Origin of the sequence: Veillonella intestinalis (assembly GCF_943192895.1) — a bacterium.
Taxonomy (GTDB): Bacteria; Bacillota; Negativicutes; order Veillonellales; family Veillonellaceae; genus Veillonella_A; species Veillonella_A intestinalis.
This window is the reverse complement of record NZ_CALPCB010000010.1, coordinates 80,772-93,877: the sequence shown is the minus strand read 5'-3', so window position 1 is coordinate 93,877 and position 13,106 is coordinate 80,772. Positions and strand designations below refer to the sequence as shown.

The window sequence follows — 13,106 nt, the reverse complement described above, 5'->3', positions numbered from 1 at the left end:
TCAAAGTGGATATCAGCTTTGCCTGTTACCATGCCCCTATACCGTGCAACCATCATCTGTGTTGCCTCGGTATAGTCCTTTTTTAATTTAGCTCCTTTGAAGCGATTCCTCCGCTCTGCTTGAATGTATTCGTTGAGACTTGGGTACTCCAAATCAAGCCTAATCTTAATCATGCTTAAAATCCTCACACCGCTCTATTTACGCTTACCATTTTTTGTCTGATAGCATTTGTAAATTAGTCACCTCTTAAAACGGGATATTCTCTTCATTACCGCCACCAAAGCTATCAAAATTAGATGGCTCATTTGACTGTGTATCTAAAGACTGACCAACAAAGTTAGCCACTACTTCAGTAACATAGCGTTTTTGCCCGTCCTGTGTTTCATAAGAACGGGTATTTAAACGACCTTCAACGAAACAACGGTTCCCTTTGCGAAGGTTGCCAACTGCTTCCCCTAATTTGCCCCATACAACACAATTAATGAACGAGGTCTGTTCCTTCTGTTCATTGGTTGTGGAATCAAAATATGTGTTTGTCGCAGCCACTGTAAATGTTGCTACAGCTTTACCTGTTTTAGTAAAGCGTACTTCAGGGTCACGAGCTAAATTGCCTAATATATGTACTGAATTCATAATTCCCTCCATTCCTCTTTACGCAAACTAGGTCCTGATAGTGTAATAATCTGATTTGTGCTACCTAGTCTATCGATAACGCGCTCATTATAACGTTCCTTCAATTCTTTAATTTTCAAGTTAGTTGTTATAATAGTCGATTTAGAACGTTGATTACGTTCAGCAATAATTGACATGATTCGTTTTAGCATAAAACTCTCTTCCTTATCTTTGCCAATATATTCGCCACCTAAATCATCTAAAACCAATAAAGCACAATTTTTAATTCGTTGTTCAAACTCATATCGCTCTTCTTGATCGCGAAAACTCATAAGTTTATCCAGCAGCGAAATCATAGAAATAAAATACGGACTTTGCTTATTCTGAATTGCCTCCTTCATAATCGCTACTGCAGCTGTCGTTTTACCTGTTCCTACAGGTCCTTTAATAATCAAGCCTAAACCTGCATCTAGTTTATGTACTACATGTTCTGCGTACTCCTTAATAACATCAAAAGCTTCTTTATTTTCATCATTTAATACTGTCATATCTTCTAAAGTAACTTTTTGATAACGCTTATAGATGCCGTAATACTCCCAATTAATAGGTTTAAAAATGGTCGGGGTCATTGGCCCAATCAACCTCTCCCGCTCCATTGCTGTTTGTCGATACTGCTCGATTCGCTGTTTTAAATTGCTCATTGCTTTGCCTATGTGTTCCAACTGCTTCAACCTCCCACGGTTTATCTGTTAGACTATACTCACTTTGCCATCGCCTTAAAATACCTCTTACATATGACCATGACCGCTTATTCCGAGTTACCGCTACTTCCATAGCCGCTTTACACCATTCACTACAATATGTATCTACATCATCAAGTATCATATCTTTAGAAAGACCTGATACTGTACCAAATCCATTTTCAACATATGCATTAAATAAATCATTCAGTCCATCTGTAGATGTAGTAGTATATACTTTACTTTCCTTTACTTTCCTTTGTGTACTTTCTCCGGAGTTTATTAGGTTTTCTCCAGAGTTAACTAAGTTTTCTCCAGAGTTAACTATTTTTTCATACGGTTTCATAGAAATGAGCAGAAATCTTGCGTCATAACATACCTCACTTCTTTTTGACCGTTTACAAGTATCAAAGTACTGTTCTTGAATGGCTACTGAAGTAAGTATGCCGTTGTAATCTCCTTTAGCCTGACCTTCATCAGTACCAAATAGATTCGCCATATTCGCATTGAAGAACCCCACTTGAATCGCCTTTACGACAATCTCTCGCACAGTGCCAACTTTTAGACAGAGTTCGTCCGCCACGAAAGCCAGCGTATCATCATCCCACCGCATGTAATACCCTTTATCTTTGTAGATAGTACATAGCAGGTTGACTAGTACGGAGGCAGCTGTTGCTCCAAATGCTCTAGTAAGTCGCCTTACTTTTTTATTTTCAAAGAAATCCGTATCCAAAGGAAAATAACTAATCCCTGCCTTTCTTGGCCTACTCATAGATACTCCTTATGGATGCCAGCAAGCCACCTACTAGTAACTTGCTGGCTAATTTAATTTACCAATTACCTTACTGTTCGAGTTGCTCAGCTGCTAAAATGGCGGCCTTCTCCTCTTCAGTTAATTCATTATCATTAACTGCTTCATCAATAACTTCCCCCGTTTCTGCATTAATATATGTGCCATCTACTTCAATTGTTTCAAAATCAGCTTTCAGTGTGCCGTCATGATCTTTAATAATGCCACCATCCGTTTCGAGACCTGCTTGCATTTCAATAGATAGAATCCCATATTTACTAATTAAACGTTTAAGTACTGTTTTAATGGCCATACTATGAAAATCTGCAATTCCCCATTTATCAGTACCGCCTTTATAAGTTTTACTATACTTACGAGCATGTGCTTGCATTTCGGACATACTCATATAAATATACTTCTCAAACCCATTAACAAGCTTAAAGTACGCCATATACCCTACAATTTCATCACCAGTTCGTTCTCCAAATTCAAACTCACCAGTAAATCGATTCGTATCCCGAATTTCGCCCTCATAGACTTCACAAGCATTAATGGTCTTGTATTGCCCCGTTCTCATAGCAAGCTGAATATATCCCTTATATCCCATCTGAAACTGCGCTTCATTACCATAGGGGACAATATAGGCATACCCTAAATTTTGATTAACTGGTAAATCTAAGGCAGCTGCCATAGCTCCTGCTGCAATTACAGTTTTAGGGTCTGCTTTAGCAAGTAATTTATTGTTATTAGCAACCGACAATAAGCTACTAATAAAGCCTGGGGCTTTATTACCCAATAACTCATTAAAACGCTTTTTTACATCATCCGAAGCTAACATCCCGCTTAATGTAGTTGGGGCTTTAGTAGCTGGTTTAAGATGATTATTTTTTAATGTAATGCCATTTGTTGTTGCCATAAGTTATTTCGCTCCTTTAATATCAAATCGACGACTTGGTTGTCCTTGCACTGTATATGCAGCAGCTAGCTGTGGATGGTCATTTTCAAATCGCTTTGTATCAAACTTTTTACGTCCTGCTACTGGTGACCATACAACGGTATATTGATCAAGAATACCTTTCTCATTATCACCTAATAAATCAAATAAATGACTTTGTGCTTCTGTCTTACGTGCTTTTGCTGCTGTTTCATCAGCTTTAGCCTTGTTATATTGTTCAATGTAAATTTTAGCCGTGTCTGGTAACTCGATAGATTTGCCATTACTTTTACTATGTAATTCTTTAAGCAGTTTATTGCATCGCTCAGAATCATCAACAGCTGGCATAATATTTTGCTCTACCATATTCCAAAACTCCCGACCAGCCTCGATAATTGCCGTAATCACTTCTTCGTTACGAGGTATTTCTTTATAAAAGAACTCATTGCCACCACATAGACAAGCAATCCACCAAGATGAATAACCCGTTACCGCCATATAATGTTGACACTGAATATAATAAGCATCAGGTACTTGATCACCTTCCCACTCATCCCGTTTAAATGCATTAGCCGTTTTACATTCAAGGCCTGCATCAAGCCCAACAATATCTCGGTCAATATTAGCTAAAAGAAACGGATATTCAATAGACTGTAAGGTATAATTATTATTCCGTACACTATATCCAGTCTGAATAGTAAATTCTTCAGCTACTAACGCTTCCAACTTTGTGCCCCAATATGTAAAACGAGTTTCTTCCACATTAACCTCATTACTAGTTTTTTCTAGCCATACATCCAATGGTGACTTCCATTTGCTAAGACCCATAATGGCTGCCATGTCACTACCACCAATACCAGTCTTTCTAAAAGCTAACCACTCTTCGTGGGTTGCTATCTTAGCATCAAACACTTTTTTATATATCATTTTCACTACTCCTGTGTTATACTAAAAATAGGTAATTTTACTGTGCCCCTTTAATCGTGCCAGCGATTGAGGGGCTTTTAATTTTATACATGACGTTTACCTAGTAGCTCCGCTGCAAAAAAACACGCAGCAGATGTTGCCACCACCGCCCAAATTGTCACACCGTCAGCTTGGCCGACATCCACAGTGCCGACTGTGGCAACAACGCCAAAGCCAGTTACACTATACAAAATAGGTCTAATCAAATCATCAATTACTCGCATATCATCACTCCTCCACTAACCCACTACTCATCAAAAGTAACTCTGCGGTTGCTTTTTTGATGAGTTCTTTTAATTTTTGATTTTCAGCTTTTAACTTTTCGTTATCGGCTTTGATTGCTCGATAATTCCAAACATTAAACTCATCTTTAATCCCGCATAGAGCGTCAATTTCCTTTTGACTAAATTTAATCTTAGGTACATGCGGTAATCGATGAATTACACGTTCATCAGCCATTTTGTAAACTGATTTTTCTGATATACCTAAAATTTGAGCTACTTCTGGTACACCGTAAGTTCTACATTCCATAAGTCTCACCTCACTTTATGTTATAATCACCTTAGAAAAAAGGTGACTACTATGAACTTGATTTCAGTACAATCTTCAAAGGGACCGGAGAAATTAAAATTCGTTAATCCAATTTAGTAAAAGGAATATGTATATCTGTACTAACAAGTTCCACTCCAACGCCTGTGACTATTGCCGTAGTCATAGGCGTTTCATTCTTTCTTAAATATTCAACTAATGGTTTACTTGCTTCATACAATTTTTTTGATTTTTCTTCATTTGTCATCCCATCACCTCCTTTTTTATTTGGTGGCATAAGTTTCACCTCTAATTTATCGAAATACAATTTTACATTTAAACTGTAATTTTAGACTAAAAAATTTAGTCTATGATATGGAATATCATAAACTTTTTCAATACGTTCAATAATAGGTACATCAGGAAAACTTTTTCCTGATTCGTAATTTATTAGTGTAAATACACTAATACCTATCAATTTAGCCGCTTGCTCTTGAGTTAAGTTTTTATTAACTCGTGCTGCTTTTAATGTTATTTTTGAATTGTCAACAGTTTCCACAGAATTCACCTCCTATCTGCTACACCAATATATTATTACAGTTTAAATATAATGTCAATAGTTTAACTGTAAATTTTATAATTCAATATTGATTTTTTTACAATTATACTGTAATATCATAAATATAAAGGAGGTTAAATTATGAGTGACTTAGGAAATAAAGAAATATTTTCAAAAAATCTAAAATTTTATATGAATCTTTATAATAAAACACGCAATGAAATTTCTAAAGCATTAGGTGTTTCCTATACTACATTTGCAAGTTGGGAAAATGGAACCAATTATCCACGTATAGATAAAATAGAGATGCTAGCAAATTATTTTAAAGTCTCAAAAGCAGATTTAATAGAAAATAAATATAAAAAACAATCAGGCTATTATGAAGATGCTGAAGCTTCTCAATACGCTGAAATGATACGAAATAAGCCTGGAGCTAGAGCTCTTTTTAGCGCCAGCAAAGATTTAACAAAAGAACAAATGGAAGATGCTGTAAATTATATTGAATTTTTAAAATCAAGAAATAAAGGATGATATCAATTGACCATTAATGTAATTTCCTGTGATTTACCTCATATGAATGCATATTCAGAAACTACGGAAGACCCATTCCACTATAACGTCTATATAAAAAAGAACCTCTCTTCAATAAAAGCAAAAGAAGAATTAAAACACAAACTTTCTCATATTATTCATGATGATTTTTATTCTGACCTCCATGTTAATTTAATTGAAAAAATGGTAAGAACCTCTATTGTTTCAGATGATGAGTTAGAAGGAATAAACTTCTATTTCCATGAAATATAGATTATTTGACTTATAATTCACAAATAACCGAAGGAGAGTTATAAATTATGGAGTTTTTATTTTTGGTTTTAATCATTGCTGTAACAATATGGTATATTAGGAATAATAAAAAGAAATCCAGCTCATTTGACAATTTATATATTTCTATCCCTAATAATAAAACATCAGAAGAAGATCGTAATATCACCCTATCATATCCGCCTATTCCAGAAAATATAAAAGAGGAAATATATAAAGCACGAATTTTAAATGCTATAAACAAAAGAAGACTTGATATTCCATTCCCTAAACAATATACAGAAAGATATGGATATAATTGGAAAAAAACAATTAATATACTTTTAGAAAACAATCTAGCGGTTTTATCTACAGATTATAATTCTCTTAAAGTAGCCGAACTAAAAGAACTACTACGAGAGAATAACTTAAAAATTTCAGGAAATAAATCTGAATTGGTGCAAAGAGTTGCAGACGTTCAATTAAATACGGATTTCAAAAAAACTTATGCCTTAACTTCAAAAGGCAAAGAGTATATAAATAAATATAATTTATTTATATACAATGAAAAAAATTATTTGTATGACTACACCGATGAAGAATTATATTTTCTAGAACAATCATTAAAAGAGAAAAATGAATATATTTCCCCTTACGACACACTGATAAAAGCTATAACTTTGCATTTAGCTATACATTATAAGGAAAAAAATTGGAGCAACTTTGGTGGCACTTATTCTATTCTATATTCATTGCAAAAAGACTTAAAAGATTATAATAATGCACTAATAAGTTGGATAAAATATCAATGCTGTATCTTATCAGGGTTAAGATATGATAATTATCTTACTCCAGTAAATGAAATTATATTTTATCCGTATATGCGTTCAGAGTTAAATAATATCCTAGAAAAGATTTCACCTACAGAAGATGAACTAAAATCTATAATAAAACAAACAGCTGATGAAATATATCAACAACTTCCATTTTCATATTTTGATACTGAAACAACAATAGATATTATCATTAACCTAACAAAATCTTTAAATATTGACGTAACAGAATACCCTATTCAAATTATTCCATCGGAGTTTACAATTCTTCAATATTCAACATTCATTAATAATCAATAATCATCAAATATATTACCTATCACTACAACTGATTTAAAATAAAAAACTCCCTCACCTGCTCCAACAGGATAGGAGAACCGCTAATTATGCAGAAAGAATTAAAATGGACTACAAAGAAGAAAAGGAACTACTAAAAGATTTTATCCGAATAAGTGAAATCTGCGGTATAGATATTATAGCTAAGGGTGAATGGGACTTAATTTCTATAGTATAAACGAGATATTAATAAGATATGTCTAGAGATTATATTGATTTTGTCGTCAATATAATTGAAAACTTAAAGAAGCGCAAAGGGAAATATATAGCATTTTTTCTAAAATGTTGGAGATAAAATTTTTACTCCTCTATTTTTGTAAAAATGTTGGAGATAAATTTTTAACTCCCCTATTTCCCCGAAAATGTTGGAGGTGCTCATGCAAAACAAACCTTTAAAAACAATCTTTCACATAGATGAAAACCTAGTTGATGAGATTTACAAAAGTAGATTTTATGCTCCTTATACTCAAAAGTTAGGAATTTATACAAAAAAAGATTCTCGTGATAATACTTATGAAATGTTCACTTGTATTACCCCTGAAATGATGCTCCGTGAACAACGGATTAATGATTTAATATTAAAATTAGAACGCATTATACATCCAATTCCGCCTATAGCAATTAAGCAATTCTTTACTTCGTGTCTAAGAGATGAAATTAAAGCAACAAACGATATTGAAGGTGTCCATAGTTCAAGAAAAGAGATTGATTATGCATTAGAGCAACAACAACATCCAGAAGAAAAGAAAAATACACGCCTCTGGGGAATTGTTAATAAATACCAAAAACTCATTACTAATGAAAACATCTCTTTTAAAACATGTGAAGATTTAAGAATATTCTACGATGATTTTGCCTTAGATGAAGTTGTGAATGATGATCCTAAAAATATCCCAGATGGAAAATATTTTCGAAAAGATAGTGTATCTGTAAATGATGGATTTAAAGATATTCACACAGGCTTATCTCCAGAAGATAAAATCATTTCTACCATGACTATTGCTTTAAACATACTAAATGATATTAATACGCCGTTACTGGCTAGGATAAGTATTTTCCATTATCTTTTTGGCTATATACACCCATTCTATGATGGTAATGGTCGTACATCCAGATTTATAACTTCTTATTATTTAGCCCATAATAAAAATCCACTTCTGGCAATTAGATTATCTGTAACAATTAAAAGAGCCAAACGCTTTTACTATAAATTATTTGAGGATGCCAACCAACCATTAAATAGAGGTGAATTAACCTACTTTATATTGGGCTTTTTGGCGATATTTGAAAAATCACTAACAGAAACTATAGAAATACTTGAGAAAAAAGCTAATGATTTTAGTATTTATCAAAAAATACTCTTCTCAAGCGATTTGAAAAAACCAGACAAGAAAATATACAACGTACTACTACAAGCAGCTTTATTTTCTGATAATCTAGGTGCCACTGTAAAAGAAATTGCAGAAACTATTGATCAACATGAAAACACAGTTCAAAGAAATCTTCAACGAATGCAAGAAGAAACTAATTATGTACTCGTTCACCGTAACCAAAGGGCTTACAGATATGAGTTAAATTTAAACAATTTTTTAATTGCTCATCATGCTGATTTAGAAGATTTAGAAGACTTAAAAAACTTGAATAATTAATATTTAAATAAATAAAAAATCCCCCACCTGCGCCAACAGATGAGGGACAATCATACAGCACTTAGAGCGCCATAATCTCGATAATTAAATTATAACACGCTCTAAGTCTATTAACCATACCTATTTTTAGACAGGAGCGTGATTTTTTATGCAGCTAAAATATAATAAAACCTTACGTAAAAAGGACAACGGTTGGCAAGTAATTATTAGCTATAAAACCTCCACTGGTAAATGGCGACAAAAATCTAAACAAGGATTTAGTCAAAAGTGGGAGGCCAAAAATTACGGTAACGATCTAATAGCGCAAATAAAAAACGAGCCAGCACTTAACACGGACTACAAAGATATTACGTTAAAACAATTTACCGACATATACAAGGGTGATAATAAATCTAGGCTCACCTACAACTCACTACAAGCTGTAGATAGCGCGATAAAATTTATAGGCGATATAGCAGAGACCCCCTTACAAGAGATAACGGCATTACAAATATCTCAAAAATTTACATCCTCTAAATCAGCTACCACTACCCAAACATTATATCTATCAATGTTAAAAACAATCTTATCTTATGCTGTTAAACCATATAATATTATCGCTGTTAATCCGTTAATAGATATTAAAATCAATAAACAACGAACAAAAAAAGATTTAAGAGTATATACAGACCAAGAAATCGAACTCTTACTATGTAGCCTAAAACCAAAGTATCTAAGATACTATGTACAATGCGCTATAGGTGCTTATACTGGATTACGCTACGGCGAGGTTTTGGGATTATCATGGGCTGATATAGATTTAACTAGCAATACCTTAACTGTAAAACGGCAATTAGCCCAATACGACAAAAATAAATATAAATTACAGGATACAAAAACTGCTAACAGCATACGCACTATACCAATACCCCCTATTTTAAGTGCCATATTGAGCCTGTATGCCCCGTTAGCCCCTGTTAATGATATGCAACTCCTGTTTATGCAAAAATCGTCAAATACAGCGCCAATTAATAGGATAATACGACGATTTATAAAAAACAAGTCATTTCATGACCTAAGGCACACCTATGCAACCAAACTTATCGCTAATAAAGTCGATATAAAAACTGTAGCAGCCTTATTAGGCGATACGGTACAAACAGTTATTAAAAATTACATCCACTATACAGACGAGATGAGACAAAAGGCAGCTAATGACGTTGCTAATATTTTTGGTTAATTTTTTTGACGAATATTTGCCGTTAAAGCAAAATAATACAGTATTAAGCCATTTGTAGCCTTATAGCCTATAAACGCTCATTATAATACAAAAAATCAGTAATGAAAAGAATCTATATAGCAAAATCACCAAAATCTCTTGTAGATTTTGGTGATTTAAGGATAAATTAGTTGCCATAATTCTGTTTAAATGTTTGTAATTTATAAAAACACCATAACATACCAAACCAAACAGGCGTAAATAAAAGCGCAATTAAGGTTTCATCATTAAACGCTAACGACGCTAATACAAATGCATAAAATGCTAAAATAATGTAATTCATTGCAGGATACAATGGCATTTTAAATGGGTTTGCTTTTGCCTGCGCTGGATGCAATTTACGGTATTTCATATGACATACCAAAATAATTGCCCAAATAAAAATAAAGCAGAAAGTAGATACACTCGTAATAATAATAAATACATTTTCAGGCATAATATACTGCATAATAACTGCCATGAAAATAACTAACGCAGAAAATACAACTGCATTCACTGGCACCTGATTAGAACGCAAACGGAACATACGACGAGGTGCGTTTCCTTCACGAGCCAATGTATACACCATACGGCTTGTACTGAAAAGACCACTGTTACAAGCAGAGGCCGCCGATGTTAACACAATAAAATTAACAATAGCTGCAGCCGCTACGATTCCAGCTGCTTTAAAAACTTGTACGAATGGACTTGCCGTTGGATTCACTGCCGTCCAAGGGTAAATACTCATAATAATAGCTAAGGCGCCTACATAGAAAATAATAATTCGAATAGGAATATTATTAATTGCCTGTGGAATAACCTTTTTAGGATTTTCTGTTTCACCTGCCGTTAAACCAACCAATTCAATACCAGTAAAGGCGAATACAACCATTTGAAAGGACAACGCAAATCCTTCCCAGCCATTAGGGAACCAGCCACCATGAGACCACAAATTCGCAAAACCTACAGCCCCTACATCAGTTTGGTAGCCAATAAACACTAGATATAGCCCACCTACAATAAGGCCTAAAATAGCAATAACTTTAATTAAAGCAAACCAAAATTCTAACTCCCCGAATATTTTAACAGCCATTAAGTTTGAGGCAAATAACACTAATAAAATACATAAACTTGGTATCCACGGTTCTACATTAGGAATCCAATATTGCCTATACACACCGGCCGCAGTAACGTCAGCCATCGCTAAGGAAACCCAACAAAACCAATAGGTCCAACCTGTAATAAAGGCCGCCCCAGGGCCTAAATATTCATGCACAAAATCTACAAAGGAATGATGCTCTGTATTTGATAATAATAATTCCCCTAAAGCACGCATCATAAAAAAGGAAATAAGACCTGTAATAATGTATGCAAATAATATTGACGGACCAGCCAAATGAATTGATCGACCTGAGCCTAAAAATAAACCCGTCCCTATAGCGCCCCCTATCGCTAATAATTGCACGTGACGGTTTTTCAGCCCCCTAGCTAACTCCTTTTCCTCGGACATACAAATGTCCACCTCCTAAGCACCAAAAAAATCAAAAAAATAACCCACATATTAAATGTGAGTAACTAACAAAAGTTAATGGTGGCGGCACACGGATTTGAACCGCGGACACACCGGGTATGAACCGATTGCTCTAGCCAACTGAGCTATGCCGCCATGTGTATATGGAGCTAGTGACCGGGATTGAACCGGTGACCTTATCCTTACCAAGGATACGCTCTGCCGACTGAGCTACACCAGCATACGTATAAATGATGGTTGCGGGGACAGGACTTGAACCTGCGACCTTCGGGTTATGAGCCCGACGAGCTACCAACTGCTCCACCCCGCGATGAATGGTGGAGGGAGAAGGATTCGAACCTTCGAAGTCGAAGACGGCAGATTTACAGTCTGCTCCCTTTGGCCGCTCGGGAATCCCTCCACGAATAAAAATGGAGCTGGCGATAGGAATTGAACCCACAACCTGCTGATTACAAGTCAGCTGCTCTACCGATTGAGCTACGCCAGCGTACCACGACAAGGAATATTATACATATTCCAGAACATCTTGTCAATAGATTTTTTTAGCTCAGTTTGACAATTTGTTCTCTAACACAGCTAGTGCGTTAGTGCTTTATTATAATAGCATAGACATAATAATTACGCAAGTACTTTTTCATAAAATTTCAAAATTTATTATAAAATTTCTAAAAAATAATAGCCCCTCTTAATGAAAGAGGAGCTATCCTTTATTCTATACTTCATACTATAAGATAGTATAGCTTTTTACTTATTTATTTGCCTTAATCAAATTACAAGACTCTAGCCATCCCTTAAAAAATAAAGAAATAAATCATAGCCACAAAAGCTACAGCAAAGCGATAATAAGCAAAACCTGCTAATGACGATTTATTTAAGAATTTCAAGAACCATACAATGGATAAGTACGCAAATACAAAAGCAGTTACAAAACCAATGAGGAACATTACAAAGTCAGACCAATACAATTGATCAATGATTTTCAACAAATCATAAATACAAGCAATCAACATAATTGGCACTGCCATAATAAAGGAAAAATCTGCCGCTGCCTTACGGCTAACCCCTAAGATTAAGCCCCCTGCAATGGTAGAACCAGAGCGAGAAAATCCAGGCCATAAAGACAATACTTGGAATAAACCAATTAACAAGCATTGATACATGCTTAAATGATCCACTGTATGAGTGGTAATAGGTCGATGATATTTTTCAGCTAGTAGCATGAAAAGACCGCCTATAATTAAGCCTATAATAACTGTGCCTGGTGAAAATAAATTATTCTTAATAAACGAATGACCTAAATAGCCAATCCCCATAGCTGGCAACATGCCAAAGAAAATATGAGCTAAGGACAAACCATTCGTGCGCACCCAATTCTCACGTCGCAACATAGTCATAAACTTTTCACGATAAAAAAGAAATACTGATAAAATAGCCCCGAGCTGAATAAACACTTCAAATACACTAGCCCGCTCACCAGTAAAGCCTAAAAAGTCACCTACTAAAATCATGTGCCCCGTACTAGAGACTGGCAAAAATTCCGTTGCCCCTTCTACAATGCCTAGTATAAAGGCAATAATATTTTGATCCATT

General features: G+C 34.6%; 16 protein-coding genes and 5 tRNA genes. 5 read left to right on the top strand and 16 right to left on the bottom strand.

What is annotated here, in order from left to right:
- Positions 1 to 246 precede the first annotated feature (246 nt).
- From NFR27_RS09185 to NFR27_RS09145, 9 genes are all read right to left on the bottom strand, one after another.
- Positions 247 to 633, bottom strand: a complete 387-nt coding sequence (locus tag NFR27_RS09185; RefSeq protein WP_251455020.1) for a single-stranded DNA-binding protein — start codon at positions 631 to 633, stop codon at positions 247 to 249.
- Positions 630 to 1,241, bottom strand: a complete 612-nt coding sequence (locus NFR27_RS09180; RefSeq protein ID WP_251455017.1) for an ATP-binding protein — start codon at positions 1,239 to 1,241, stop codon at positions 630 to 632. Before NFR27_RS09180 ends, NFR27_RS09185 begins: the two co-directional genes overlap by 4 nt.
- Positions 1,222 to 2,124 (bottom strand): Lin1244/Lin1753 domain-containing protein, encoded by a 903-nt coding sequence (locus NFR27_RS09175; protein ID WP_162100419.1) that lies wholly within the window; start codon positions 2,122 to 2,124, stop codon positions 1,222 to 1,224. Before NFR27_RS09175 ends, NFR27_RS09180 begins: the two co-directional genes overlap by 20 nt.
- Positions 2,125 to 2,194: 70 nt before the next feature.
- Positions 2,195 to 3,058 (bottom strand): recombinase RecT, encoded by an 864-nt coding sequence (locus NFR27_RS09170; protein ID WP_251455014.1) that lies wholly within the window; start codon positions 3,056 to 3,058, stop codon positions 2,195 to 2,197.
- 3 nt (positions 3,059 to 3,061) lie between these two features.
- Positions 3,062 to 4,003, bottom strand: a complete 942-nt coding sequence (locus NFR27_RS09165) for a YqaJ viral recombinase family nuclease (protein WP_251455011.1) — start codon at positions 4,001 to 4,003, stop codon at positions 3,062 to 3,064.
- A gap of 83 nt (positions 4,004 to 4,086) precedes the next feature.
- On the bottom strand, positions 4,087 to 4,266 hold the full coding sequence (locus NFR27_RS09160) for a hypothetical protein (RefSeq protein WP_251455009.1): 180 nt from the start codon (positions 4,264 to 4,266) through the stop codon (positions 4,087 to 4,089).
- Between the two features lie 4 nt (positions 4,267 to 4,270).
- Positions 4,271 to 4,573: a helix-turn-helix domain-containing protein gene (locus NFR27_RS09155; RefSeq protein WP_251455007.1), complete on the bottom strand. Its 303-nt coding sequence runs from the start codon at positions 4,571 to 4,573 to the stop codon at positions 4,271 to 4,273.
- Between the two features lie 103 nt (positions 4,574 to 4,676).
- On the bottom strand, positions 4,677 to 4,838 hold the full coding sequence (locus NFR27_RS09150) for a hypothetical protein (protein WP_251455004.1): 162 nt from the start codon (positions 4,836 to 4,838) through the stop codon (positions 4,677 to 4,679).
- Positions 4,839 to 4,919: 81 nt separating this feature from the next.
- Positions 4,920 to 5,129 (bottom strand): helix-turn-helix transcriptional regulator, encoded by a 210-nt coding sequence (locus NFR27_RS09145; protein WP_251455003.1) that lies wholly within the window; start codon positions 5,127 to 5,129, stop codon positions 4,920 to 4,922.
- A gap of 141 nt (positions 5,130 to 5,270) precedes the next feature.
- Between NFR27_RS09145 and NFR27_RS09140 the strand changes: the two genes are divergently transcribed.
- The 5 genes from NFR27_RS09140 (at position 5,271) to NFR27_RS09120 (ending at position 9,967) form a co-directional block, all read left to right on the top strand.
- The gene (locus NFR27_RS09140) at positions 5,271 to 5,660 is read left to right on the top strand and encodes a helix-turn-helix domain-containing protein (RefSeq protein ID WP_251455002.1); all 390 of its coding nucleotides are present in this window, start codon (positions 5,271 to 5,273) and stop codon (positions 5,658 to 5,660) included.
- A gap of 6 nt (positions 5,661 to 5,666) precedes the next feature.
- On the top strand, positions 5,667 to 5,933 hold the full coding sequence (locus NFR27_RS09135) for an ImmA/IrrE family metallo-endopeptidase (protein WP_251455001.1): 267 nt from the start codon (positions 5,667 to 5,669) through the stop codon (positions 5,931 to 5,933).
- A 47-nt stretch (positions 5,934 to 5,980) separates the two neighbouring features.
- Complete coding sequence (locus NFR27_RS09130; protein WP_251454999.1) at positions 5,981 to 7,063, top strand: SAP domain-containing protein; 1,083 nt, start codon at positions 5,981 to 5,983, stop codon at positions 7,061 to 7,063.
- 413 nt (positions 7,064 to 7,476) lie between these two features.
- Positions 7,477 to 8,748, top strand: coding sequence for a Fic family protein (locus NFR27_RS09125; RefSeq protein WP_251454997.1), 1,272 nt, complete (start codon positions 7,477 to 7,479; stop codon positions 8,746 to 8,748).
- A 148-nt stretch (positions 8,749 to 8,896) separates the two neighbouring features.
- Positions 8,897 to 9,967 carry a site-specific integrase gene (locus NFR27_RS09120; RefSeq protein WP_251454995.1) on the top strand — a complete coding sequence of 357 codons (1,071 nt, stop codon included), beginning with the start codon at positions 8,897 to 8,899 and terminating at the stop codon, positions 9,965 to 9,967.
- 166 nt (positions 9,968 to 10,133) lie between these two features.
- Here NFR27_RS09120 and NFR27_RS09115 read toward each other — a convergent pair whose 3' ends face one another.
- From NFR27_RS09115 to NFR27_RS09085, 7 genes are all read right to left on the bottom strand, one after another.
- Positions 10,134 to 11,495, bottom strand: coding sequence for an amino acid permease (locus NFR27_RS09115; RefSeq protein WP_251454993.1), 1,362 nt, complete (start codon positions 11,493 to 11,495; stop codon positions 10,134 to 10,136).
- 79 nt (positions 11,496 to 11,574) lie between these two features.
- A tRNA-Met gene (locus NFR27_RS09110) sits at positions 11,575 to 11,651 on the bottom strand.
- 9 nt (positions 11,652 to 11,660) lie between these two features.
- Positions 11,661 to 11,736: transfer RNA gene (locus NFR27_RS09105), tRNA-Thr, on the bottom strand.
- Positions 11,737 to 11,750: 14 nt separating this feature from the next.
- Positions 11,751 to 11,826 (bottom strand) — tRNA-Met (locus NFR27_RS09100).
- A gap of 5 nt (positions 11,827 to 11,831) precedes the next feature.
- Positions 11,832 to 11,916: transfer RNA gene (locus tag NFR27_RS09095), tRNA-Tyr, on the bottom strand.
- 11 nt (positions 11,917 to 11,927) lie between these two features.
- Positions 11,928 to 12,003, bottom strand: a tRNA-Thr gene (locus tag NFR27_RS09090).
- Between the two features lie 304 nt (positions 12,004 to 12,307).
- Positions 12,308 to 13,105: an undecaprenyl-diphosphate phosphatase gene (locus NFR27_RS09085; protein ID WP_251443922.1), complete on the bottom strand. Its 798-nt coding sequence runs from the start codon at positions 13,103 to 13,105 to the stop codon at positions 12,308 to 12,310.
- Between the last annotated feature and the right edge of the window lies 1 nt (position 13,106).

Bases quoted from the DNA above. Each gene is read 5' to 3' on its own strand.
- NFR27_RS09085 (WP_251443922.1), bottom strand. From the start codon at position 13,105: ATGGATCAAAATATTATTGCCTTTATACTAGGCATTGTAGAAGGGGCA.
- NFR27_RS09160 (WP_251455009.1), bottom strand. From the start codon at position 4,266: ATGCGAGTAATTGATGATTTGATTAGACCTATTTTGTATAGTGTAACT.
- NFR27_RS09180 (WP_251455017.1), bottom strand. From the start codon at position 1,241: ATGACCCCGACCATTTTTAAACCTATTAATTGGGAGTATTACGGCATC.
- NFR27_RS09120 (WP_251454995.1), top strand. From the start codon at position 8,897: ATGCAGCTAAAATATAATAAAACCTTACGTAAAAAGGACAACGGTTGG.
- NFR27_RS09130 (WP_251454999.1), top strand. From the start codon at position 5,981: ATGGAGTTTTTATTTTTGGTTTTAATCATTGCTGTAACAATATGGTAT.
- NFR27_RS09140 (WP_251455002.1), top strand. From the start codon at position 5,271: ATGAGTGACTTAGGAAATAAAGAAATATTTTCAAAAAATCTAAAATTT.
- NFR27_RS09165 (WP_251455011.1), bottom strand. From the start codon at position 4,003: ATGATATATAAAAAAGTGTTTGATGCTAAGATAGCAACCCACGAAGAG.
- NFR27_RS09185 (WP_251455020.1), bottom strand. From the start codon at position 633: ATGAATTCAGTACATATATTAGGCAATTTAGCTCGTGACCCTGAAGTA.
- NFR27_RS09170 (WP_251455014.1), bottom strand. From the start codon at position 3,058: ATGGCAACAACAAATGGCATTACATTAAAAAATAATCATCTTAAACCA.
- NFR27_RS09150 (WP_251455004.1), bottom strand. From the start codon at position 4,838: ATGACAAATGAAGAAAAATCAAAAAAATTGTATGAAGCAAGTAAACCA.
- NFR27_RS09115 (WP_251454993.1), bottom strand. From the start codon at position 11,495: ATGTCCGAGGAAAAGGAGTTAGCTAGGGGGCTGAAAAACCGTCACGTG.
- NFR27_RS09125 (WP_251454997.1), top strand. From the start codon at position 7,477: ATGCAAAACAAACCTTTAAAAACAATCTTTCACATAGATGAAAACCTA.
- NFR27_RS09155 (WP_251455007.1), bottom strand. From the start codon at position 4,573: ATGGAATGTAGAACTTACGGTGTACCAGAAGTAGCTCAAATTTTAGGT.
- NFR27_RS09175 (WP_162100419.1), bottom strand. From the start codon at position 2,124: ATGAGTAGGCCAAGAAAGGCAGGGATTAGTTATTTTCCTTTGGATACG.